Here is a 22,822-nt window from a genome sequence, read left to right on the forward strand (position 1 = left end):
AATCGGATCGCGAGCCGTCATCCACTCGCCCGACGCCAAGCCCTCCTTGGTGGTGAGCCACGCCGCGCGCTCGGGTCGGCTTCCGACAAGATCGTGAATCTTGGTGGTGCCATCCTCGTCATGGGGAAGATCGTTGATGCCCTGATGCTCGCCATGGAAATAGACGGTGTTTCCGTAGCCATGTGCCGGGGTCAGGATCGTGCGGGCCTGCGTGAACATCATGAAGTCGAGCGCGAGCGACGAACCGGCGGAAGCGGACTGCATTAGCTCGGCCCGGATCATATCGCGCCGGATGAGCATCATCACCTGCATGTTGTCCTTGGACAGCCCGAAACGCGCGCGCTCGGCCTCTGCCGGTGTTGGCGCTGGCTTGGGACCGCGCTGCTCGGTTGCCCCCTTGGGCAGTTCTGCGCCCTTCGCCGCCCGATCTGCAAACCACAGCTCTACGTCAAAGCTGCCATCATTCTCGACCGATGCGACGGCGACGACTGCGCCCTTCTTGGGCAGGATGATCGTGCGCTGCGCATCCAGTTCGGCAATCTCGCTCGCCAGCTTTTCGTAAGCCTCTTCCTGATCGGGAAGTGGTTCGTCATCCTCTCCGATCATCGCAGCGAGGCGCGTTTCCATCGACGCATAGATTTTCGCGAGGTCCTTGGGGAGGTCGCCCCGCTTCGGGTTGCGAATGCGAAGCTCATGGTCCGTCGAAAGATAGCCGTACTGCTTGATCTGCGGAGGGGTTGCCGTCCACGAAAACTGAAGGTCGCCAAGGCCCCACTTCTCGCCAAGCATCCGGCCATTGCGCGAGATATTATGCTCGAACCGATCCTTATCCTCCGCCATGCGCTGCTCGACTAGCTGGTGCAGCACGTCGGGATTTTGGACGATGCCAGCGCCATCCTGCGCGAACAAGTCGGCCTCAAACTCGCCGCCAGCAGCGCGGTAGGCATCGACACCGACATAGCACATTAGCTTGGTCAGTTCGTGATTGCCGGAGTTCATCACCTTGCGAATGGCGCTCGCGTTCTTCTCGTGCGGACGGGTCGCCTCCTTCTCCAACTGGCGATAGACCGCGATCTGTAGCGAACGATCCTCGGTCGCCGCGTAAGCCTGTGCCTGGGCGTCATCGATCTCGCCCGCGCTGTAGAGGTCCATGATCTCGGGATGAAGGTTCGCGATCCGCATGATCCGCGCGGTGCGGGCCACATCGTAGCCGAACATCGCGCCCAACTCTTCTAGGGTGGCCTCGGGACGCTCGGCTCGGATGGCGGCGAAACCCATATACACATCTGGCAGGGCCATCGCTTCGCGCGCGCGGTTCTCGGCCATGCTGATTTCCGTGACCTTGCTCAAGTCATCGACCTTCATGCACGGGAAAGTCAGTACCTTCCGGCTCGCGTCTGCCTCGGCCAATGCCGTGAGAAGGCGGCGGCGGCGATCCCCCGCGATTACCTCATATCCCCCGGCCTCGCGTGGGATGACGACCATGGGCTGAATGAGGCCCACCGACAGCAACGAAGCGGAGATTTCAGCATCGCTCGCGGCGCTGGACGGCTTCTTGCGAACATTCTGCTCGCTGCGGTGAAGCTGATCGACGGTCAGATGCAGGATGGTGGGCTTGGAAGTCTTAGCCATTGTGCTGTTTCCCTTCTTAAAATGGAGCCGAAGGCGATGGCCCCATCGACTTCTGCCAAGTGGCGAACTGGGTCGGGGAATGGCGCAAATATGGGCTGATCGCGGGGGAGGGGGATCACCCGGCCTGCACGGAGCGAAGCGGAGGAAGGACGGGGAAACCCCCGCGATCACCAAGCGGAGCCGCGTAGCGGCGGAGACGGCCAGGCCCTTGCGCCAGGGGGCCGGAACAGGCCCCGCACCACACAATCAAAACGGCGGCGCTGCCGCCTCATATCCTGACCGGGACGGCGCTTGATCTAGTAGGCTAAAGTAACGGCGTCGAAACCACTTGTGGAAGGTGTTGCCATATTCTGTTTACAGGCTTGGCCTAAGTCGCATGATGAACGGAGACAAACTTGATCGTCATTGAGGATCTGATGGCAAGCCTAGCGGTGCGTCGGCCCGTGTTCTGCTCCGAAGCTGATTTCCAGCATGAGCTGGCCTATGAAATTCGGAAGAACGATCCGAATCTAAATGTAAGGCTGGAATGGCCGTTAACCGCCTCCGCGCGGGGCGCGATCGATGTTATCGTGATCGGCGAAACCCGGTTCGCCCTGGAACTCAAATATCTCAGCAAGGGCTTTTCGACCACGCTCGACGGGGAGCCGGTCACGCTGAAGCAGCACGGGGCACATGACCAGCGCCGCTATGACGTGTGCAAGGATGTGACGCGCATGGAAGCCTATGCGGAGGCAACCGGCTATGGCGCTGGCGTCTTGGTTCTCACCAACGATCCAAACTATTGGCAGCCGCGGGCGCGCACTGACACTGTAGATGCAGCCTTCAACCTTTGCGACCTGCGCGAGCTGACCGGCTCGCTCGCTTGGCACGAACTGGCGAAGCCAGGGACAACGAAAAACCGCGAAGCGGCCTTAGAAATCAAGGGGCGATATGCCCTCACTTGGCAGGACTACAATCGGATCGACGGTAAAGCTGGCCTGTTCCGCTACCTGTGGATTCCGGTTGCATCACCGGCCCGGGGTTAGGGGCGTAGGCGCGATCGATGGGCGTTGAAGGGGGAAGTAAACTCATGGCGAGCATTGACATGCATTCGCATCATTCGACGTTGCGGGAGCGCATCGTTGAGCATGTCTTCGTGGGTGAAGCCCTCCGCACGCTATGGCGGCGCGGAATAACCGACGTGGAAGTCTTGCGATCTGAGTTCGACGCGCATGGTTACGATCTGGTCATGGGGCGAGGGCCTGTCGTTCGCCATATCCAGTTCAAGACTGGCATCCGTAGTAAGCCAGCGCCGGTCTCAGTGGGGCGAGCCCTCGCAGACAAACCCAGCGGCTGCGTTATCTGGATTTGCGTGACGCTCGATCTAGATCTTGGGCCGTTCTGGTGGTTCGGAGGGGCACCCGGCGAACCGCTTCCTGACCTGTCGGGCTTCGCGAGTCCAAAGCGTATCGGCCGCCGTGAAGGCGGCGATCGGCCGCTTCGGGTCAATCATAGCAAGGTGCCGGCCAAGCATTTTCGGCGGATCGACACGATGGACGCTATGCTAGAAACGCTATTCGGCCCGCTGCCGCATGACGCTGCCCCGGTCGTCGTGGACGACGCGGGAGCTGAGGCCTGATGCTCACATTTGGCAATCTTCTGGACCTAGCGGGTATTAGCCGAAGCTCGGTTCGGCTTCTGCGACACCAAGATAACAGGCATCCGGGGTTCCCGACGCCATATGCCCTCTGGCGGGACCATAGGAGCCGCTTTGAGGCGTATCAGGAAACCCAAGGGGTAGGCGACGCCCCGGACCTACGCGCACCCTATTGGGCATCCTTCGTCGGTGTTCCTGGGAAGGAAACCCTGTTCGTCGGTCTGTACTCTGCAGAGCTGATCGGGCCGCTAGCCGAAGATCGGCCGCATCCTGTCACCGGAGGAGTGGAACCGGCAGGAAGCTGCAACCAATATCGGCTAGCGCTGCTGCCCGAGCTGGCCGAATATGCGGGCCGCCTCTGGATCGATTGGGGCAAGGGCTATCGCGCGTGGATTCAGCGTGGCGATCGCGTTCCAAAGCCGGTTGTCGAGCTTCGCCGGACCTTTCGCGAAGATCCGTTCCCCGGCTTCGCGGCATTGATCCTGAACCTCTCTGATATTGAGACAATGCCGGCCCATTGGGCGGAGGCTCTGCGCGCGACGCGCGGAATTTACCTCCTTACGTGCCCGCGAACGCGGGAACAGTATGTCGGTATGGCGTCCAGCGGAGAGGGCTTTCTTGGCCGCTGGCGCGAGTATTTCGCATCCGGGCATGGAGGGAATGTCGCGCTGAAAAGCCGCGATCCGAGCGATTATCAGGTGTCGATCTTGGAGACCGTCGGCACCTCCGCCACTATGGCCGATCTGATCGAATTGGAATGCCGCTGGAAGGATAAGCTGCAAAGCCGCCAAATGGGCCTCAATCGCAATTAAAACGGCGCTACTCTTTCAGCGCTTTGGTTCTAGCGCGCGACTGGAATTTCGCTGATCCGTGTCGTCCAAGCCGGACTTTTCTGGCTGCGCTTAGTGTCGAAAGCCTTGGCGCCGTGGCCTTGGACCGCGAGCGTGATGGTGTTGCGGCCGAACCGACTATTGAGGCCATCCATGGCGGCCAGCAGTGCCGGGGCACGAGGATCGACCGTAGCGAATAGGTCTGCCTGGCCTTGGCCCTGCGGGGTCAAATCCTCCAGCAGAACGCCACATTTCGTATAGACGCCCCCCGGTTGAAATATGGCCTCCGTCATCTGGCCGACAATCCGCAAGATTACGCGCGGATCGTTGGTTGGCGGCGACAACCGCGCCGATCGCGAAGCGGAAGGCGGGTTCGGCCGATAGCGTGAGCCATGGGCGAAGGCGATCAGTCGGCTCGCAACGAGGCCCTGGGCGCGGATCTTCTCGGTCGCGCGCGCCGCGCGCCGCGCCATCGCCTCGCGCAGCTCGTCCAGCGTTTTGACCGGCTCTCCGAATTGGCGAGTGACGGCGGTTGCCTTCAGCGCGTCGGGCTCAACTTTGAAGTCCGCGCATTCGATGCCGCCCAGCTCGCGCACAAGCCGCTCAAGCACAACCGTTCCCACGTCGCGCGCGACCGCTGGCGGCATCGCCGCCAGGTCGGCGGTCGTTCGGATGCCAAGGGGGTGGAGCCGCGCTTCAAGCGCGCTTCCGATCCCCCACACCTCCCCGATAGGCCATTGCTCGAACAGTCGCCGGCGTAGCTCGGTGTCGTGAAGATCCACCACGCCGCCCCAAACCTTTTCGGTGGCCTTGGCGAGCGCATTTGCGACTTTCGATAGGGTGCGCGTCGGGCCAAGGCCGATCCGGGTCGGCAGGCCAACTTGCCGTAATATATCCTCGCGCAACCTGTGCGCGGCTTCCACGTCGCCAAGGCCGTTGTGCAAGGTGGGGGCGCGGTAGAAACTCTCGTCTATCGAGTAGATCTCCACCGTATCGGTATGCTCGGCAATGACGGCGTTGAACCGCCGATTGAGGTCGGCATAGAGTTCGTAATTGCTTGATCGGAGCTGGATACCATGTCGCTTGATCCGATCCCGGATTTTGAAAACCGGCTCGCCCATGCGGACATGCAGGGCCTTCGCTTCCTCGCTGCGCGCTACCGCGCAACCGTCGTTGTTCGACAGGACGATGACGGGAACGCCGCGCAATGACGGATCAAAAAGCCTCTCTGCAGAGACGTAGAAGTTGGCGACGTCGACGATTCCATGGGTCATCCGCGAGGCCTAGCGCCGAAAATCACGGACACTCGTTCGCACGACGCCCCATATTTCCACGCCCTCGGCGGGAGTAGGGTCATAGTGCTGGCGGGCGTTGCGAGCCTCAAGAAACGTCCCGCCCTGGCGGCGCGCGAGCTGACGGCAGACAAAGCCGCCATCCACAATGGCGATGACGATATGCCCCTCAACAGCCCGCGTGTCGCGGTCTACCACGACAACATCATTGTCGTAGATTCCGGCGTCGATCATGCTGGTGCCGCTGATGCGAAAGACAAAGCTCGCCGCTCTGTCGAGCCGTAGAAGCTCGATCAGGCAAATAGCGTCCTCCTGCCAATCCTGGCTTGGGGACGGAAAGCCGGCTCCTGCTGCTCCGATGATAAAGGGAATTAGCCCCTCTGGCACCTCGGCGAGCGGGACCGGCTGCATCAGTGGCAGCAACATGATGATTCCCTTTCGCCCCCTTCTAACGCACTAAGGAACGAAATGGGAACATCGGTTTATCGTCTTTGTGAAGACGGGCAGACAATATCGCGCCGCCAGTAGCGATCCCATCGCGCAACGGTGCCGGTCGCGAGCATGGCGCAATTGAGAATCCGCCGATCCGCCATCTGGCAGAATGCGGCGGTGCGGTTCCCCTTTCCACTGCCAGCGGAGAGGCAACGCATTGTCGGAGCACTGACGCGAACATGGTCGTAGCGTGCGCCGGGAAAGCGCGTTCGCCCGCGCGATCCACCTAAGATGGCGACAAGGGCGTCCATGGCGGCTTGTGCGGATGCTCTCGGGCAAGGATGGCCGGGCCTACAGCTATTGTCGCGCTCACGCGCGGCGATGCCTGAGAGACGAATACGCGGGCCTTCGGCACACCAAACCGGCCCGTCCCCATCTGCAACTAGGGTCGGGGTGCAGGCGAACATAAGCCCTGCGGCGATAATGGTAGCGGCCATGTCGGGTCTTTCCAGCAAGGTTAAAGGGGCGCGGGCCCACAGGTCCGCGCCCCGAAATTTTCTCAGTCCTCGGCCTTTGGCGGCGTCGAGTACGGGGCCAGGCCCCGCGCATCGCCAGCGCCGTCGCGGAATTGGCGGACGACGTTGCCACCGTCCCAATCGCCGCGAAGGATGCCTTTGCGATTGATCCCGCCCACGGGGCGGGTTCGTGCCGCTAGCAGGCGCGCGCGGCGGGTGTCTCGGTCAAGATTGCGCATTGGCGTCATGATCCATCCTCTCTGCGTTGCGGCGCGCGCGTCGCTTTTCGATGACGCGGCGGGCCGCATGTGTCGATGCAAGATCGGGGTGGCCCTCCGCGATCTGCTCAAGCGTGGCGCGCGGCGATGCGGCGATGCGGCCCGCCTCAATTGCCGCGCCATAGGCGCGCGCGGTCTGGTCAGCTTCGGCCAGTAGGCGGCGCGTCTCGGCCTCGTACCATCGGCGGAATCTTTTGGTGGGCGGTGCGCAGCGCAAGCCCGCATGAATATGGCCGCGCGCGTCGGCCATCGTCACCAAGCCCCGCGCCTTCGCAAACGCTGTGAGGCTCTGAACGGGCGGGGCGTCGCTCATGGTTGCGGTTCGGGAGTGCGAACGTCGCCCCGCTCGATCTGGAAACCGGCGCCGTCAAGTTCCTCGCAAATGGCCCGTTGGCGCTCCTCGCCCGTACCGCGCGTGGCGATGTAGCTGCATCGGCCATAGTGAAACTCGAAACCGGCGCGCTTCACGCATCCTCTAAAACGCTGATGGGTGCGCTCGCTCCAATCCACGCTGCCAGCATAGTTGCGGAAGGCTGCGACGGCGCAGACGGAACCATAATTCTCATCACGCCAGCTAAGTTCGATCATTGGGGGATTCTTGGGCATTGGTCGATCCTTCGGGAACGGGGAAGAGGGGGCGGCGCTGCTGGCCGCCCTCGCTCGGATCAGGCGGCGCGAGCCATGGCGGGCGCTGCCATGTGGGACAGGATCAGTTCGCTTCCCGCCTGTGCTGCGGTGGCGGCGCGGAAGATCGCGCGCTTGTCGTTGCGAAGGGTGGTGAGCCAGGACGCAACATAGGCCGCGTGGTCCTCGCGCTCGGTCGGCTCCATGCCAAGTTGTGCGCAAAGCATCGCTGCACCAATCTCCGCAATCAATTCCTCTGCGGCCCTGATTTCCTTGGCCTTGCCATAATCGCGCAGGGTTTCGCGGGCGAGCCGTGAAGCATGGCCGGTGCTGTGAATCGCCTCATGGGCAAGCGTGGCATAGAAAGCGTTGCCGGTCACAAAGTCGGCAAAGGCAGGCATCTGGATACGGTCGGCGCCGGGGTTGTAGTGGGCGCTGCTGCCTCCCTCGCTATAGGGCACGGGATAGCGGCTAAACGCTGCATCAAGCTCGCTGTCGCGCTGGTCGCGGTTCTTCACCTCGATCTGAGGCGCGGGGAACCTGCTCATGTCCAAGCCCTCGATCTGCTCGACGTTGAACACGACATATTTTTTCAGATAGGCGCGGCTCGTTTCCTCGCCCTCGCTGTTGGTGATTGGCTCGCCTGTCTCGCCATCCTTGGGGGTGAAAGTGCCAGCATGAACGACAAGATTGCCCTTCTCGCTTTTGCGGACCTGTCCGCCCAGCTCGTGCGCCTGCCGGTAGGTCATCCAATGCGGGTTGGTGTAGCCGTGCGCCATGGCGGCGGACCACAACAGCAGGATATTGATGCCGCGATAGGCGGTGCCCTCATGGCGAAGCGGAAGCGATGCCGCGCCCGATGCCCAGCGTGGGGACCATGGGCGGGTGCCTGCCTCTAGCAGCGCAACAATCTGATTGGTGACTTCCTCGTAAACGTCGACGCGCGCAGCGGTGGTCTTGCGGGTCTTGGCGGTGTTCCGTGGCATGTGCTGTTCCCTTCCTAAAATGGAGCCGAAGGCGATGGCGTCCATCGACTTCTGCCCGCTGGCGAAGTGGGTCGGGGAATGGCGCAGTGAGGGCCGATCAGGGCGGAGGGGGATCGCCCGTCCTGCACAGAGCGCAGCGAAGGAAGGATGGGGATACCGTCCTGATCGCCAAGCGAGGTCGCGCAGCGGCCGAGACGGTCTAGCCCTTGCGCCAGGGGGCCGGAACAGGCCCCGGAACTGGATCAGTGACGCGGCGGCAATGCCGCCTCCTGTTCGATCGCGCCGGTATTCCGGCGTGCCAGATACAAAAACACCGCAAGAACCTCGTTCGAGATCCTGCGGCGATTTCAAGGCGAGGATCGTCACCCGAATGGGACGAAACCGCTTGCGGGTTCGGTCGGAGCGGAGCGGAGATAGAGCCGTGCCGAAGGCCGCCCCCAGCTCCATGTTACCCGGCGTCTTTCCGAACAAGAACGGAATATGAATCAGCAACTAGATCAGTATTATAAATTGTCTGTCCATCACGATCATATGAGGTCTGCTTTACCCGCCCCGTTACATGAACCATGTCACCTTTTGCCGAGTTTTGGGCATATTCAGCGCACTTTCCAAAGCAAGTCACCCGGTTCCAATGAACCTCTTCCTGCCATTCACCGTCAACCTGCCGATTATAATTCGATGCAACATTGACGAACGTGACCTTTTCCTTCTCATCAACGCCGCCAACCTGTCCAATGATGCGAAATTCAGCGATATTCCTTGGCATTTCCAGCACTCCTACTGTTGCGGGTAAAGTGGCTCGGTCGGGATCGCCGGCACCTCGTATGGCTCCGGGTCAACCAGCTCGGCTTGCAAGATCAGCGGTTCCCCTGCGACCTGGGCACGTTCCCCCTCGATCTGGCCGACATTAGGGGACGTGAACGGGGGAAACTGCTCGGGCGACACGGCCCATTTCAAAGGCATTTGATACTGAGCGAGATTTTTCGGCGTCATCGCGCGCTGATACGTGTCGCGCCAATCGCCAGCGATCCGCTGCTGCGCGACCGAAAGCGCAATCTGGCGGTTGCAGACCATCTTCGTCAGAAGCGTTTCGAGATGGTCTTTCAGCTCGCGGTCAGGCCCGGTCCACGTCTGCAACCATAGATTTCGCGGATCGGCCACCGCCCCGCCGAGAGAGATTGGCACCAGATAGTCGAGTGAAAAATCGTCGGGATTTTCGCCGGGATAGAGACTTTCAACAAGGCGGCGGGTCGCCGCGGCCTTCCACGAAGGCGGCGGCGACTTTTCGGCCTGGTACTCGCCTTTGCAGATGGTAGCGGCGATATTGTCTTGGGTGATCGCGGGATTGATCGCGCCAGGTGTGCGAGCTGGGTTGGGGATCGAGGGCAAGACGATCTGGCGGATCGGCTGTTTTGCATTGATTGCGACGAAGGTCGCCGCTGCCTGACAATTCGCCGGATCGAAGAACTGGCCGCAGGCCTCGCGCGAGCTACGGGGAGGATGCGCGACAAAATCAGGGTGAGATTGCACGAAAACCGCGCCAAGAATGACGGCTCCTGCGAGCAAAATACCTATCTGAGCTTTCACGCGGCGGCTCGCCATGCGTCATTCCAATCGCCGCCGATAGGCGGCAATTCGACGGATAGACGGCGCCCGTTTGCGGTCAGGTTTGCTTCGCCTTTGGCGAGGCCACGGGTCGCGGCTGATCCGTGCTGGGAATAGACTGTGATCGTGCGGACATGATCGGGGATTACGAGGTGGGCATATTGCTCGATGCCGTTCGCAGACCAGCATCCCGTCAAACCGAACATGCGTATGACGGACTCGGCATCTTCAAAGCCCTCGGCCAGATTCAGATGGTCGGCCTCGATGCGGCCGATCTGAATTGAGCCGCCGCGCGGTAGAGCGAGGGTGCGTTTGGGTTCGACCAAACTGCCGTTCTTATTTCCTGCCCGGTCCACGAAGATGCGCTTGAGAGCGATGACTTGGCGGCGCTCGGTGATTGGCAAGAGCAGCGCCGGCAGGCGCAGCTTTTTGCCTTCTTCGTAGACAAGCGATGCAGGCTCATATCGGCCAATTGTCGAATGGCCGATTTTGCGCATTTCAAGATAGAGTTGGGCAGGGGTGCCGGCGATCGGCAACGCTTTGCTCCATAGCTCGCGCGCCAGCGGTGCAAGGTCGCGTGCAACAGGCGGCGTAGTGTCGCGTTCTGTAGGGCGGACATATCCGCCGTGCCGGGATAGCGCAGCCATTATCTCGGCCTGGTTGCAACCGGCGAAACAGTGGAACAACACCACGTCTTTCCCAGGTGTGACGGAAAGCGACGGGCTGCGATCCTCATGGGCCGGGCAACGCGCCTTGCCGTAAGACCCGTGCCACGTTCCGTTGAGGCGTTTCACAGCTTCTTTAGCAGCGGCGGTCGGCGTCAGGTTCATAGTCCGGTAATAGCGTATTGAACAAAAGCGGACAATCACTAACCCGCCGACTTATCGCTTTAGGCTTTGAAAAGTCGGATCGCATTCCCTGCAAACGGAGCCGCATATTGACGCTGAGGCCGTTCAAAGCGGGCAGCAAGCGCGACGGGGAGTAATATGAAGCTGCCATAGCCGCTTGCTCCACCTGGGGAGCATTCCGGCGGCGTAGCCGACGGTCCTGCCCTTTGGTTTGGCATTGGGGGTGAAATCGAAGCCGTTACCGTGCCGCCTCGATGCCCGTCAGGGCTGAATCGTTGCCCGACTAGGGCAACTCCGCTTCTCCGTAGAGATAGAATATAAAACTGTATGAGGAGCAGTGCCGTTATTGCACCCACGGGGATACGCATCTGAGGCTTGCCGGGCAGCGGAGCGTTCGGCGGCCAGGATCAGTGCCGCCCGCTGGGCTGGGTCGTCGGGCATAAGGCGGCGGCGCTCGATCGCTCCGACCGATGCGAGCATGTCCGCGTGTTGCTCCAAGCTGTCAGCCCGACGCTGCGTCTCATCCTCGGGGACGGGGGAGAAAAGCCCGATCATCTTACCGATCCACTGAGGGACATTGCAGCGGTAGAGATTGGAGGTCTGTTCGGATCGCGCGCCGTGCTGGCTGTCGCGGGTGTAGTCGTACCGTCTGATCCATTCGAGTAAGCCCAACTCGCGCAGCCGGTCGAGCGAGTATTTTACGGTGCGTCGGCCAAGCCGCGTCCAGCGCATGAGCGTCTCATAAGAGGGCACGCACCAGCCTTTACGATAGCGCAGCTCGTCCACGATCTTGAGGAGCATATCTCGGCAAGACCGGGTGAAGAGTGTCAGCTTATGCTGTTCGGGCGTTAGCTCGCCACCCTGCCTTGCTTCGGCGGCTAGATCTCGCGCGCGTTCGAACATCAGATGGATGGCGCGGCGAAGCTCTTTGAGTTGATCGAATGAGACGGGCCGGACAAATTCGGCCTCGGCCGCATCCCCGGTCCTGACGCTGTTCGCCCATACGGGCCGCCCTGTGACGTGCGTACCGCCCCGACTTATGCGGACGCGGGGTTTTGTGCCGATGAGGCGCGAGGCGGTGTGACTAAGCCCTGTCTTTGTGCCGCGTTCGAGCGGACGCACGCCGCAAATGACGGCCAGGGGCAGCACGGGCACGCCGCAGGATCGTTGCTTCTGTTGAAGCTCGAACGCGGCGGCAATGTCCGCATCAACAATGCCGAAGGCGCGCAGCTCCGCGACTGCGCCTGTCGGCATGTCAGCGAGGCTTGTTTCAAGGGTAAGCAGCATCGTTCGTCCTCCCATGTGGAAGGCCGTTCGCGGGCAAAGCTATAGCGTGGCGCGAGACGCGCTGTTTCTTGACAGTGGGTTCGGGGAGGTCTATCTAATCACTAGCTTTGAATGACAGATTTGCGATTTAAGTGGCGCCAACCACCTGATAGCAACCCCGATGCCCGGCCTCGTGCCGGGCTTCGTTTATCCGCTCACGGCTCCCCCTTCTTCGATCAGTGGCAGTTGCACGGGTGCTGGCGTCAAATCCTTGACGTAGGCACCAATGGTTTCGAGCGCGGCCCCTAGCGGGATGCCACGATTTCGATGTGCGATGGCTTCAAGGAAGGCATGATGCTCGCGCGGTATATGCACGGCGATCTGCTTCATATTCATGTGATCGTCTGGCGGGGGCGGTGGAACCAGCTCAGCCGCAGAGTAGGCAAGAATAGCTTTTCTAATCATCGCAGAAACAACATGGTCAAGGCCGCGCATTTTATGGCGGGCCTTCAGCTCCTTTAGGTGCTCGGCAAAGCTAATTGGGATTTGCAACTTACATTGAACAAAGTCAGCATCATAGAGCGCCTGCCGCTTGCGTCTCATACAAGCGGCGGGAGTCACGACTCGATTCTGTGCGACGGGTTGGCCCATGGTGCCTTGGCTATTGCGAATGCGGTGGGTTGTCAAATTTCAACGCCCCGCAGGTAGTTAATCAGAGATAGTGTTTCGTTCGCCGCCACAGCGTTATATGTGTCCAAATCGGATGATTAACTGCCAGCAAAGGATACCTGGGTCGCAATGCCGCAATACCTAAAACTAGACCAAGCGGCGTCTGAACTAGCCACAAGGCTAGGGGAAAACTGCCGAGCGCGCCGAGCAAAGCTCAAGATTTCGCAGGCTGAATTGTCCGAGCGAAGCGGCATCGCCGCATCCCATTTATCGTATATCGAGCACGGCAAGGCGAATCCCACGCTGGAGGTCATCGAACATCTGGCAAGGGGGTTGGAGTGCAGCGTGATTGAGCTTCTGAGCGAACCGATAAAGAAGAAGTAATCCTGCTAATGATTATTGTTAGCTGGACATGGCGGGAGAGGCAGGGTTAGGGTGATAGGCCTCTCAACGGCAGCAGAGACAATGACCATGCTTAACGAAAGGGGCGAGGGTTTAAGTCTCAACCAGACCCTCGCCAATCAAACTGCAAGACAATGCAAGAAGATGGGTATGTCAGTCACCCAACTCGCACTAGCCAGTGCAATTGAAGTTGAGCGGCTTCATTCCATAATGGATGGCAATGCGAAAGAGATTACGCTCCGCGAGATGGCTGGTTTAGCCCTCGGCCTTGGAACGTCGCTATCTGTATTGCTCGGAGATTCATGAAGGCACTGCCTCGGAATCCCGATGCCGCTGCAAAAAATCAAATAATGTGGTGCGGCCGACGCCTAAATCCTTCGCAACGCTGCTCACCGTTGCGCCGCTATCGTCAAGCATGCGCCTGATGGCAGGAAGCTGATTTTCGGTCAGCTTGGGCTTGCGACCGGGCTTTGAATCGGTCGGGCGAGTTCTGACGCCGTGGGTGAGGCGCCAGTGGTTGTCGAGGCCTGTGACCAGCTTGAATAGGTCGTTGCCTTCCTCGGGCTTGATAACGATCCCAGGGGCGGCGAATTGGATGCTGACCCCCTTTTTCAGCATTTGCCGCATGAAACGAAGAAGGTTCTGCGGGTGCATGGGCAGACAGGTGAAATCATAGATTTTGATCCTGTCGCCGCTTTCCAGCGGCATGCCGCCCTGTGCGAGCTTGTTCGGCAAATCATTGAGATCCATCCGCGCTTCGTTCGCGACTAGATCACTGTCCTCCATGCAGAGAGCCTTCTGCTCCGAAATGGATGGAGAATGAGCCGTTTCCGACAGAAATAGGATCGTCTTTGGCAATGCGGTTCCGCTTTGGCTCGTAGGTGAAGCTGAACAGCATTCAGCCGAAATATGGAGCAAGAGCTAAGCCATAGGTGCCGTCTCCATCAAGCGCGTTCGGGTTCAGCTCCGGCCAAAAAGACGATCAACCGTTCATCGCATCGCGGAATCCCACAAGCCGAATGCGTGTTGTCGGTAGTGTCGGATATGTGTACCAGAGAAACCGGACTCTCCGAAAAGGTGCGCTGAATGCCTTTAGATGCTATGGTTTTGGCGGCGTTACTGCAATCATGCGCGGCGAATGTCGCGCCTGCAACGATGACGGCAATCATACAGGTGGAATCTGAGGGCGATCCCTATCGGATCGGCGTCAATTCGGGCGGTTCGCTCCAACGGCAACCGGCCAACGGGGCCGATGCAACTGCCACAGCGCGGAGCCTACTCCGCAAAGGGGCCAACTTTGACGCTGGCCTCATGCAAATCAACAGCGCAAATTTTGCGCGCCTCGGTGTGACAGCCGAGACGGTTTTCGACCCCTGCACAAACCTGCGGGCAGGCGCGGCGCTGCTTGCTGACAATTACAGCCGCGCTCGTGTGGCGGGGCACGCTGACCCCCTCCGCGCGGCGCTGAGCGAGTATAATACCGGCTCGCGGGCCAAGGGCTTATTCAACGGATATGTCCGGAAGGTCTATGCGGCGGCGACTGGTCGCACGTCTGCGCTGCGGCCTGTGGTGGTGCAGCTCTCCTATGGCTCGGTGACGCCGGACACGGTTGGGAACCTGTTGCTTTCGGCATTCGGCGGCAGGATCACCGATACGCTGCGCCCGATCAACGCGACCTATGGAGCCGTCCATAGCTATCATAAGGTCGGTCGTGCGGTCGATTTCGTGCCGCGTGGCGGCGTTGGCGCGATCACCCGCGATCAAATTCGCGCCGTGATGGCGGCCAATGGTGTTCGGATCGTAGAATTGCTTGGGCCAGGTGATCCGAAGCATTCGGATCATTGGCACGTCGCTTGGGGGACGGACACAGGCGCTCCCCTCGAACCGCCTAGCTATGCTCAAGCGCCCTGGGCGGTGGCGACATATCAGCCGCAACAGGCGGTGGCAGGCGCTTATCAGGTGTCCGCTTCACTCAACTCCGAGACGCGGGACGGTGCGGAGGGCGCAAGCCCGCCCCCCGCGTGGGACGTTTTCGCACAGGCCAGTTGGCGGCAACGCCAGCCCTCCGGTTCGGTGGAGGGAGGCCTGTGAGCATCTTGCAGAAGATCATCAAGAGATTGTCGGTCGTGCTTGTGCTCGGCCTCGTTGCAACTCCCGCTCATGCTGATGTGAACGCGATAGCAACAACGGTCCTCAACGAATTAAAAGCTCTTGTAGGACCGGCAATAATGCTTGGCGTCATTTGGCTGGGCATTCTCATCATGACAGGAAGAGGGACGCTTATCGTGTTCATTACTTTCTGCGTGGGCATCGCAATCGTAGCAAGTGGAGGTTTCTTCTGATGAAAAAGCTCGTTTCCAACATCAAAGGGCGGTGGTCGACCAACTACGCGCTCGCCGGTGCCGTCCTCTCGATGCTGCCTGTTCCCGCATGGGCGCAGGCCGCAAACCAGACAGAGGTGGCGTCCATGGTCGACTCCATCCTCAATTTGCTGACCGGGCCTATCGCAAAGGGTCTGGCCGCAATCGCGCTGGTCATCGCCGGCATCATGTTCTTCTTCGGCGCTGGCAATAAGGGGCTGCTCGGCTCGATCATCGTCGGCTGCTTCATCGTTTTCGGCGCCGGTTGGCTCGTCGATACCATTTCGGGAACGTGATGCGCAGGGTTCGTCTCTCTGCGGCGACCCTTGCTGGGGTGGCTTGGTCGGTTCCGGGGGCGGCGCAAGTCGCCTCCGCCTCCGCCCAAGCCTCTTCCATGGCAACCAAGATGATGGCCGCTGGCGCTGCCATCGGGACGCTCGCGCTCGTCATCGCCGGGTATTTCTTCATGGCCGGTCACGGTGATCGCCAGTCGCTCGCGTTGTGGGCTGCTGGCCTAATCGTGCTGCTGTGTGCCCCGGCCATCGTTGCTTTGCTGACATGAAGCCGCAAGGCGGCAAAAGAGAGGTTCCGGGTGTCTGAGCCAGAATATCTAACCGAAGATCCGCTGTTCCTGGCCCTGACACGTCCGACGCTGTGGTTCGGCGTCCCTGTTGAGGCAACGCTGGCGATCGGAATGGCATCGGTGTTCACGCTCATGGTCGTGGGCAACCCGATTTGGGCGCTGGCAATTGGTGGCGCGCTCCTGGGCGCAGCCCGGCTCATCGTCCGTGCCGACTACAATATGTTCAAGATCATCTTCCTTTTCGGCCGCACGAAAGCGCCCGCGCCGAACAAGTCGGTTTGGGGCGGGTCCAGCTATTCGCCGCTGCCGGTCAAGGGCGTGAAGCGGAAAGGATTTGATCGTGTTTAAGCGCAAGCCCCCTATCAAGCTGGAGCGCGACCCGTCGCTGTATCTGCCCTACGCGCGCCATGTGAATGACAACATCGTCGCGCTCGACAACGGCGAATATATGGCCGTTTTCGCGCTCGACGGGATCGCGTTCGAGACGGCTGATGTGTCCACCATCAACGATTGGCACGAGAAGCTGAATACCGCTTGGCGCACTATCGCGCACGAACGGGTCGCGGTCATGGTCAACACGATCCGGCGTATCGACAGCGGCTATCCCGAAGGGGAGTTCCGGTCTGCCTTCGCGCGCGATCTCGACGCCGCCTATCGCAATCGCGTCCTCGCCAAGCGTATGTTCGTCAACGAGCATTATCTGACCGTCCTCTACCGGCCAGCGGTGGGCGCAGCCGACAAGGCCGCGTCATCGGTATTCTCAATGTTCTCCAAGGCCAGCGCTGCGGAAGCCGAAGAGGATATTATCGAGACGTTCACCGACATTCTGCGTGACGTGGATAAGCTGCTCGGTCGCGTCAATCCGCGCATCTTGGGCGTGTACGAGTTCAATGGCCTGCAATTCAGCGAGCCTATGGAATTGATGCAGCGGATTATGACCGCCGACAAGCGGCGGGTGCCGTTGGTGCGCGGCCATTTGGGCCGTGCGGTCTACTCGGATCGGGTCATCTTTGGACAGGAACTGTTCGAGGTTCGGGAGCCGGGAGGTTCGCGGTACGGCGGCATTTTGGCGGTGCGCGAACATGCTGCACGCACGTTCCCCGGCCAGCTCAACGCGCTGTTGGAATCGAAATTTGAGTTTGTGCTGGGCCAGGGCTTCGCCTTCCTCGGCAAGCAAATGGGTATGGAGACGGCGCGGCGGAAGCGCGCGCAACTGAGTGCCACCGATGACGTGGCGTTCAGCCAGCAATCCCAACTGGATGAAGCCATGGACGATTTGCAGTCCAATCGCTTCGTCCTTGGCGAGCATCATCTGGCACTGTCGGTCTTTGGCGAGACGCCGAAAAAGCTCGCGGAAAACATGAGCGTTGCCCGTGCGGCGCTCTCCGAAAGCGGCATTGTCGCGGCGCGTGAGGATTTGGCTCTGGAAGCGGCCTACTGGTCGATGCTGCCGGGCAACTTCGCATGGAGGACGCGGCCTGCGGCCCTCACATCGCGCAACTTTGGGGCACTGGCGCCGATCCATACCTATCCGCTCGGTCAGCCGACAGGAAACCATTGGGGCAATGCAATTGCCCTGCTCAAGACAACGGCCAATTCGCCCTATTTCTTCAACTTCCATTTTGGCGATGTAGGTCACACCCTCATTCTCGGACCATCTGGCGGCGGTAAAACCGTCATCCAGAATTTCTTTCTGTCGCAGGCTGAAAAAACCGGCGCGCGCATGGCCTTCATCGACAAGGATCGCGGCGCGGAGATTTTCGTCCGCGCTTCGGGCGGCACCTACCTTGCTCTCAAGAACGGCCAGCCATCGGGCTTCGCGCCGCTCAAGGCGCTGGATCACAGCCCCCGCAACCGTGAGTTCCTTGCATCGTGGCTGCGTCAGCTCGTCACCCCTGACAATGGCGAGCTGACGCCCCCGGAGCTTTACCAGATCAATCAGGCGCTCGATGCCGTGGCCCGACTGCCGCAAGAACTTCGGTCCCTCGCGGCGATACGGTCGCAGCTCGACCAAACCAGCGTGGAAGGCATTGGCGCACGTTTGGAACGGTGGACCAAATCTGGCGAATTTGGCTGGGTTTTCGATAATGACGAGGACACGTTGCGGCTCGATGCCCGCCTTATGGGCTTCGACATGACGGACTTTCTCGAAAACAACGCGATCCGTCCGCCGCTCATGAGCTACCTGTTCCACAGGCTTGATGACATCGTGGACGGGAACCCGGTCATCATCGACATTGACGAGTTCTGGAAAGCCTTGGGCGATCCAGCATTTCGGCATTTCGCCCGTGATGGTCTGAAAACCTATCGTAAGCGCAACGCCATGATGATGTTCGGAACGCAGTCACCGGCTGACGCTCTGCGCTCGGACATTGCCGAAACCATCATCGAGCAATGCCCAACGAAAATCCTTCTGCCGAACCCGAATGCGCAGGCCCGCGACTACATCGACGGCCTCAATCTGACCGAAGCCGAGTTCCGGCTTATCAAGGTCGATCTATCGCCGGAAAGTCGGCGCTTCCTCATCAAACAGGGTCATGATTCCGTTGTGGTCGAATTGGACCTCAACGGCATGGCTGACGAATTGGCGGTGCTCTCGGGCCGCCAAGGGACGGTCCAGTTGCTTGACGAGCTGCGGGCCGAGTTCGGGGATGATCCCGATGTTTGGTTGCCCGAGTTCAAGCGCCGCTGGCGTTCAGTTGGCAAGAAGGAATGGAGTGCCTGATATGAAGAAAATTCTCACCTTCGCAGCACTGGCTTTGTCGCTCGGCGGCATGTCCGGATCGGCCCATGCCCAACTGGCGGTCGTTGATGTTAAGTCGATCGCGCAAGCCCTGCAAACGGCCAAAAACACGCTCAATCAGTTGGAAGAGGCAAAGAAACTCTACAACACGATGAACAGCCTTTCGCAAATCTCGAATGTCGCTCAATCGCTGAAAGCGGAGATTTTGCAGACGGCCTTGCCGGACGGAATGCAGGATTCAATCAATCTGATTTCCGGCGATCTGGCTGACCTGGGCGCGCTCGGCAACCGGGCCAAGGGGATCATGGATACCAGCGATTTTTCGCTTTCCGGACTAAGTGGCGACTTTGGCGATGCCGAGGGCATCTTGAACGGCGCAGCCACGCGAGGCGCGCGCGATCAAGCCTATGGCGAATATATGCTGGAAGCCACCACGGCGAGCGGTGACGGCCTTAAGGAGCTGAGCACCGGCCTCGCGTCCGCAACAACGGCGCGTCAATCGCAGGACATTGCAGCGCGAGCGAACATCGAAAACGCCGCGATCAACAACCGACTCTTGCAGATGCAAGCGGCGGAACAGGCTGCGCGCGGTGCGCTGGCGGTGAAGTCCTCTGCGGACTTCGCCAATCAACAGCGCAAGACGCAGGAAAACATCGACAGCGGCGCGCTGTGGCCGACGTGGAACGGCAACTAAGTAAAATGGAGGATCGGGCCATGCGGAAGTGCTTTGCAATACTTGCGGCTGCGGCGCTTCCGCTGGCCGCCTGCGGTGAGGCGGAAAAGTCCGTCGATTACTATTTGAAGCATCTGGACGAGGCGCGGGAAAAGACCGCGCGTTGCCAAAGCAATGGTGACGCGGGAGTCAACTGCGGGAACGCCGCTGTAGCCATCAAGCGCAATGCCGAAGAGCAATTCAAGCGTGAGCGCGCGCGGACGGAAAAGAACCTCAAGAATGGTTCGATCTGGCCGACCTGGAACGGGAAATAGGTCATGCTCGACGCGATCTATAACATGCTTGAAGGCCAGATTACCGGCACCCTTTCCGGCAAGTACGCTGCCGTGATGGGGTTGGTGTCGGCGCCACTGCAAACCGCTATGGCAATCAATCTGGTGATCGTCGGCTTCGCCGTCATGCGCGGGGTGTCCAATGAGCCATTCGGCAATTATCTCGGCACCTGGCTCAAATGCTACCTCGTGATCTTGGCGGCGACGTCCACGATCGCGCCGCAAATTGCAGCAGCAGCCCAACAAGCTCCGGACCAGCTCGCGAACGCATTGGGCGGTGGTGCGCTCAATGCGACGTTCGATGCGTTCGTTAAAAACGCCGTCGAGCCTGCGCTTTCGATCCATAATCAGATGGAGCCTTGGATCGAGCCAAGCACATTCTTCCCGTACACGATCCCGAACCTTGCGACCGGCTTGATGGTCATTCTCATTATGGTGATGGCCTACATCATCGCGGCTATCGCCATGACAATCGTGCTGTTCATTAAGTTCGGCCTTTTCGTGACGATCGCCACGATGCCGATCTTTGTCGGCGCTCTGATTTTCCCGTCATCCTCGGGCCTGTTCTTTAGCTGGCTCGGTGCGGTGCTGAACTACGCCATTCAAACGGCGGCGGTCTCGATCGCGCTGCTTTTCGTGGTGGCGCTGGTGAACGCGATCCCCGGTTCTGTCGGCGCTGGCGCTGGTGGCGATACGTGGACGGCGCTGGCGGCGATGATGCTGCAACTTGTCGCGGTATTGGTCGGCGGCTTCATCATCATGCAGGCGCAGTCCATCGGTTCATTTGCGGGCGGCGGCGGATCATCTGGCGCGGGCTTCCTGTCCGCGATCTACCCGTCAATGCTCCAACGCAAAATCATGAACTCGACCCTTCGCGCGCCGAAGGGCGCGGCGAACGCGGTCGGCAACACGGCCCGCTGGTCGCTCAACAGGCAGACCGCCAATCGGGCCGCATTCGTTCAACAGGCTCAAGCATCTTCGGGTCGCACTTCGATGCCCGGTGCATCGTCCCGCCCCGGCAACAGATAGGAGTAATGGCAATGTGGTTGAATAATCACGGTGCGCTGGTTGCGCGCCGCTGGGGAAGGATTCTCTGTGTCGGGGTCGCAAGCTGCGGTGTTGTGGCCTGTGCGACGACTTCGGAGAGTCGCAATCCCCCTTCAACGTGCAGTCGGTCGGACGCGCGCCCCGCAAATCCCTATGGATCGGTCCTCTCCGCCCCGGTGGTCAGCACAGCGCCTCAAGGCAATGTGATGGTGTTCCCCAAAGAGGGCGATGCTGGGAAAGCCGATGGCCCTGACGGCGCAGTGGTGCCCGCGCCACCGCCCGCACCTGACCAGCCCGCGCCGGGCCAACCGCTCTCCATGATGCAAGCGCCGGCATCCCCTCAACTCGCTTATAGGAGCTGCTGACGATGGCCCTGGGCGTCAAGAAAAAGAGCGATCTGGACCAGTATTTCGCGGATGCGAAGGATTGGGATTTTGATCGCGTTCGCGAGGCGAACAAGCAAAAGCGCATTGCTTATATGGTGGGCGCTGGCGGGGTCATCTTCGGCCTCTCCATGTTGGCATGGCACGTTGCGGCACCGCTGCGATCGGTGGAACCCTATGTGATCCGCGTCGATCGCCAGACCGGCGCCATCGACGTGGTGACGCGGCTGACCAATACGCGCAACATCACCGCCGACGAAGCGGTCAACAAATACTTCCTGTCCGATTACGTTCGCAACCGGGAGTCTTGGAACCCCTCATCCTCGCGCGACACAGAGCGTAAGGTGCTGGCGCTGTCGGTGCCGCAAGAGCAGGAGAAGTTTGCAGGCACTCGCCGCGCGACCAACCCCAATGCTCCGGTCAACGTGTACCAGGGCGGCGAACTGGTCGCTGCCGCCGTCCGCAACATCACTTTCATCAACAACCGCGTGGCGCAGGTCCGTTTCGTCAAGTCCGTGGCGAAGCCGGGGAACGTCCCTGACGAACAGGTGCAATGGATTGCCACGATCAACTTCAAGTACGTGGATAAGCCGACAACCGAAGCTGGCAGGCTCGACAACCCGCTGGGCTTCCAAGTGGTCAGCTACCGCGCCGATCCGGAGATTGGCCGATGAACGCGCTTCGCAATGTCCTCATGAGCGGGGCGCTGGTCGCCGCGATCGTCACCAACCCCGCCTTTGCTGAGGAAATTCCTCGCTCGGGCCAGCAAGATACCCGCATCCGATATATCAATTACAATATTGATGAAGTCGTGCGGATCAAAGGCGTTTTCCGTGCTGCATCGCAGATTGTTTTCGGGGACGGGGAGACGATTTCGAGTGTCGCGCTAGGCGATACCGTAAGTTGGGAAGTCGCCCCGGCTGATAATATCCTTTTCATCAAGCCTCGCGAGAAAGCGCCGCCGACAAATCTGATCGTCGTAACGCGCAAAGCTGGGGTGGTTCGTACCTATACCTTTGCTCTGTCTGCGCGCAGCGGGGACATAGCAACCGGCACCGATGCCCAATTCGTCGTGCGTTTCCGCTATCCTGAACAGGAAGCGGCGGCTCGCCAGAATGCCGATATGCAGCGGTTGCAGATGCAAATGCTCATGGTCGAAGCTGGCGGGGTCAGGGTCGCGCTCGATGCGGCTGCGGTCCAAGGCAAGCGCAACCTTGACTATTCGATTGCGGGTTCATCGGATCTCGCCCCGTCGGAAGTGACCGACAACGGGCAATTCACGATCCTGCGGTTCCCGCGCAACCAACAGCTCCCCGCCATCTTCACGGTCAGCCCTGACGGATCGGAAGCGGTCGTACCCTATGACGTTCGCGGCGAATTTGTCGTGATTCATCAGGTCGCAAAGCAATTCCGGCTGCGTCGTGGCCTGTCGATCGCGTGCATCTGGAACAATGCCTATGACCGATATGGGCCGGACAATTCATCGGGAACGGCATCGCCCGAAGTGCAACGCAAATTGGACGGGAGCAGCCCCCGATGAGTGAGATTGAAAACAGCGCCGATCATGGCGCGCCTCGCCAGCGTCCGACTTACGACGAGACGGACGTGAATGCGGAAGCGCTCAATGAAGCGAACAGCACAACCCCGGAGGTCGATCGCAAGGCGTTCAATCCTCGCGGACGGTTG

Annotated in this window: 30 protein-coding genes; 16 read left to right on the forward strand and 14 right to left on the reverse strand. The window is 60.3% G+C overall.

All coding sequences use genetic code 11. The annotated features are described in order from the left end of the window. A partial coding sequence (locus KRZ98_RS08285) for a ParB/RepB/Spo0J family partition protein (RefSeq protein ID WP_217673116.1) occupies positions 1-1,632 on the reverse strand: 1,632 nt, incomplete at its 3' end. 395 nt (positions 1,633-2,027) lie between these two features. Here KRZ98_RS08285 and KRZ98_RS08290 point away from each other — a divergent pair. From KRZ98_RS08290 to KRZ98_RS08300, 3 genes are read left to right on the forward strand one after another with little or no spacing between them, the layout of a single operon-like run. Then, entirely contained in the window at positions 2,028-2,657 is a 630-nt protein-coding gene (locus KRZ98_RS08290; protein WP_217673117.1) for a hypothetical protein, read from the forward strand. Between the two features lie 59 nt (positions 2,658-2,716). Then, positions 2,717-3,250 (forward strand): hypothetical protein, encoded by a 534-nt coding sequence (locus KRZ98_RS08295; protein ID WP_254798206.1) that lies wholly within the window; start codon positions 2,717-2,719, stop codon positions 3,248-3,250. Next, positions 3,250-4,080: a GIY-YIG nuclease family protein gene (locus tag KRZ98_RS08300; protein ID WP_201785572.1), complete on the forward strand. Its 831-nt coding sequence runs from the start codon at positions 3,250-3,252 to the stop codon at positions 4,078-4,080. Before KRZ98_RS08295 ends, KRZ98_RS08300 begins: the two co-directional genes overlap by 1 nt. Positions 4,081-4,109: 29 nt before the next feature. Here KRZ98_RS08300 and KRZ98_RS08305 read toward each other — a convergent pair whose 3' ends face one another. The 11 genes from KRZ98_RS08305 to KRZ98_RS08350 all read right to left on the reverse strand — a co-directional run bounded on the left by KRZ98_RS08305 (position 4,110) and on the right by KRZ98_RS08350 (position 12,595). Next, positions 4,110-5,372 carry a Y-family DNA polymerase gene (locus KRZ98_RS08305; protein WP_217673118.1) on the reverse strand — a complete coding sequence of 421 codons (1,263 nt, stop codon included), beginning with the start codon at positions 5,370-5,372 and terminating at the stop codon, positions 4,110-4,112. Positions 5,373-5,381: 9 nt separating this feature from the next. Beyond that, on the reverse strand, positions 5,382-5,816 hold the full coding sequence (locus tag KRZ98_RS08310) for a LexA family transcriptional regulator (protein ID WP_217673119.1): 435 nt from the start codon (positions 5,814-5,816) through the stop codon (positions 5,382-5,384). A 56-nt stretch (positions 5,817-5,872) separates the two neighbouring features. Beyond that, complete coding sequence (locus tag KRZ98_RS24035) at positions 5,873-6,319, reverse strand: hypothetical protein (protein WP_254798207.1); 447 nt, start codon at positions 6,317-6,319, stop codon at positions 5,873-5,875. Positions 6,320-6,562: 243 nt separating this feature from the next. Then, the gene (locus KRZ98_RS08315; protein ID WP_217673120.1) at positions 6,563-6,928 is read right to left on the reverse strand and encodes a hypothetical protein; all 366 of its coding nucleotides are present in this window, start codon (positions 6,926-6,928) and stop codon (positions 6,563-6,565) included. Beyond that, a complete protein-coding gene (locus tag KRZ98_RS08320; protein WP_217673121.1) occupies positions 6,925-7,221 on the reverse strand; it encodes a hypothetical protein in 297 nt (98 codons plus the stop codon). Before KRZ98_RS08320 ends, KRZ98_RS08315 begins: the two co-directional genes overlap by 4 nt. A gap of 59 nt (positions 7,222-7,280) precedes the next feature. Next, on the reverse strand, positions 7,281-8,225 hold the full coding sequence (locus KRZ98_RS08325) for an ArdC family protein (protein ID WP_217673122.1): 945 nt from the start codon (positions 8,223-8,225) through the stop codon (positions 7,281-7,283). 448 nt (positions 8,226-8,673) lie between these two features. Then, entirely contained in the window at positions 8,674-8,991 is a 318-nt protein-coding gene (locus tag KRZ98_RS08330; protein ID WP_217673123.1) for a single-stranded DNA-binding protein, read from the reverse strand. Between the two features lie 11 nt (positions 8,992-9,002). After that, a complete protein-coding gene (locus KRZ98_RS08335) occupies positions 9,003-9,827 on the reverse strand; it encodes a hypothetical protein (RefSeq protein ID WP_217673124.1) in 825 nt (274 codons plus the stop codon). Then, positions 9,809-10,699 (reverse strand): toprim domain-containing protein, encoded by an 891-nt coding sequence (locus tag KRZ98_RS08340; protein WP_368389804.1) that lies wholly within the window; start codon positions 10,697-10,699, stop codon positions 9,809-9,811. Before KRZ98_RS08340 ends, KRZ98_RS08335 begins: the two co-directional genes overlap by 19 nt. A 240-nt stretch (positions 10,700-10,939) precedes the next feature. Continuing rightward, positions 10,940-11,965, reverse strand: coding sequence for a helix-turn-helix domain-containing protein (locus tag KRZ98_RS08345; RefSeq protein WP_254798208.1), 1,026 nt, complete (start codon positions 11,963-11,965; stop codon positions 10,940-10,942). Positions 11,966-12,151: 186 nt separating this feature from the next. Beyond that, positions 12,152-12,595: a hypothetical protein gene (locus KRZ98_RS08350; protein WP_217673125.1), complete on the reverse strand. Its 444-nt coding sequence runs from the start codon at positions 12,593-12,595 to the stop codon at positions 12,152-12,154. Positions 12,596-12,742: 147 nt separating this feature from the next. Here KRZ98_RS08350 and KRZ98_RS08355 point away from each other — a divergent pair, with 147 nt between their 5' ends. Next, a complete protein-coding gene (locus KRZ98_RS08355; protein ID WP_217673126.1) occupies positions 12,743-12,997 on the forward strand; it encodes a helix-turn-helix domain-containing protein in 255 nt (84 codons plus the stop codon). Between the two features lie 81 nt (positions 12,998-13,078). Continuing rightward, a complete protein-coding gene (locus KRZ98_RS08360) occupies positions 13,079-13,321 on the forward strand; it encodes a hypothetical protein (RefSeq protein WP_217673127.1) in 243 nt (80 codons plus the stop codon). Here the strand turns inward: KRZ98_RS08360 and KRZ98_RS08365 are convergent. Together KRZ98_RS08365 and KRZ98_RS08370 are read right to left on the reverse strand one after the other, a co-directional pair. Then, positions 13,316-13,765 carry a helix-turn-helix domain-containing protein gene (locus KRZ98_RS08365; RefSeq protein ID WP_217673128.1) on the reverse strand — a complete coding sequence of 150 codons (450 nt, stop codon included), beginning with the start codon at positions 13,763-13,765 and terminating at the stop codon, positions 13,316-13,318. The two genes, KRZ98_RS08360 and KRZ98_RS08365, sit on opposite strands and share 6 nt — an antisense overlap. 194 nt (positions 13,766-13,959) lie before the next feature. Continuing rightward, a complete protein-coding gene (locus KRZ98_RS08370) occupies positions 13,960-14,184 on the reverse strand; it encodes a hypothetical protein (RefSeq protein WP_217673129.1) in 225 nt (74 codons plus the stop codon). On the opposite strand from KRZ98_RS08370, the gene KRZ98_RS08375 reads away from it, so the two are divergent. The 11 genes from KRZ98_RS08375 to virB9 all read left to right on the forward strand — a co-directional run bounded on the left by KRZ98_RS08375 (position 14,171) and on the right by virB9 (position 22,676). Continuing rightward, positions 14,171-15,106 (forward strand): lytic transglycosylase domain-containing protein, encoded by a 936-nt coding sequence (locus KRZ98_RS08375; RefSeq protein ID WP_217673130.1) that lies wholly within the window; start codon positions 14,171-14,173, stop codon positions 15,104-15,106. The two genes, KRZ98_RS08370 and KRZ98_RS08375, sit on opposite strands and share 14 nt — an antisense overlap. Next, positions 15,103-15,357 carry a TrbC/VirB2 family protein gene (locus tag KRZ98_RS08380; RefSeq protein ID WP_217673131.1) on the forward strand — a complete coding sequence of 85 codons (255 nt, stop codon included), beginning with the start codon at positions 15,103-15,105 and terminating at the stop codon, positions 15,355-15,357. Before KRZ98_RS08375 ends, KRZ98_RS08380 begins: the two co-directional genes overlap by 4 nt. Further along, positions 15,357-15,671 (forward strand): TrbC/VirB2 family protein, encoded by a 315-nt coding sequence (locus KRZ98_RS08385; protein ID WP_066609300.1) that lies wholly within the window; start codon positions 15,357-15,359, stop codon positions 15,669-15,671. Before KRZ98_RS08380 ends, KRZ98_RS08385 begins: the two co-directional genes overlap by 1 nt. Before the next feature lie 98 nt (positions 15,672-15,769). Continuing rightward, positions 15,770-15,937 carry a hypothetical protein gene (locus KRZ98_RS08390; protein WP_169574839.1) on the forward strand — a complete coding sequence of 56 codons (168 nt, stop codon included), beginning with the start codon at positions 15,770-15,772 and terminating at the stop codon, positions 15,935-15,937. Between the two features lie 30 nt (positions 15,938-15,967). Further along, positions 15,968-16,306, forward strand: coding sequence for a type IV secretion system protein VirB3 (locus KRZ98_RS08395; RefSeq protein ID WP_066609298.1), 339 nt, complete (start codon positions 15,968-15,970; stop codon positions 16,304-16,306). After that, positions 16,299-18,683: a VirB4 family type IV secretion/conjugal transfer ATPase gene (locus KRZ98_RS08400; protein ID WP_244884596.1), complete on the forward strand. Its 2,385-nt coding sequence runs from the start codon at positions 16,299-16,301 to the stop codon at positions 18,681-18,683. The genes KRZ98_RS08395 and KRZ98_RS08400 overlap by 8 nt, the downstream gene beginning before the upstream one ends. A gap of 1 nt (position 18,684) precedes the next feature. After that, the gene (locus KRZ98_RS08405) at positions 18,685-19,395 is read left to right on the forward strand and encodes a type IV secretion system protein (protein ID WP_169574837.1); all 711 of its coding nucleotides are present in this window, start codon (positions 18,685-18,687) and stop codon (positions 19,393-19,395) included. A 5-nt stretch (positions 19,396-19,400) separates the two neighbouring features. Then, positions 19,401-19,688 carry an EexN family lipoprotein gene (locus tag KRZ98_RS08410; protein WP_169574836.1) on the forward strand — a complete coding sequence of 96 codons (288 nt, stop codon included), beginning with the start codon at positions 19,401-19,403 and terminating at the stop codon, positions 19,686-19,688. Between the two features lie 3 nt (positions 19,689-19,691). Further along, a complete protein-coding gene (locus KRZ98_RS08415) occupies positions 19,692-20,735 on the forward strand; it encodes a type IV secretion system protein (protein ID WP_066609294.1) in 1,044 nt (347 codons plus the stop codon). Positions 20,736-21,120: 385 nt separating this feature from the next. Beyond that, a complete protein-coding gene (locus KRZ98_RS08420; RefSeq protein ID WP_188065893.1) occupies positions 21,121-21,810 on the forward strand; it encodes a virB8 family protein in 690 nt (229 codons plus the stop codon). Continuing rightward, positions 21,807-22,676: a P-type conjugative transfer protein VirB9 gene (gene virB9, locus KRZ98_RS08425; RefSeq protein WP_206378014.1), complete on the forward strand. Its 870-nt coding sequence runs from the start codon at positions 21,807-21,809 to the stop codon at positions 22,674-22,676. The genes KRZ98_RS08420 and virB9 overlap by 4 nt, the downstream gene beginning before the upstream one ends. The last annotated feature ends 146 nt before the right edge of the window (positions 22,677-22,822 follow it).

Origin of the sequence: Sphingobium sp. AS12, assembly GCF_019097845.1 — a bacterium.
In the GTDB taxonomy this organism is placed as follows: Bacteria; Pseudomonadota; Alphaproteobacteria; order Sphingomonadales; family Sphingomonadaceae; genus Sphingobium.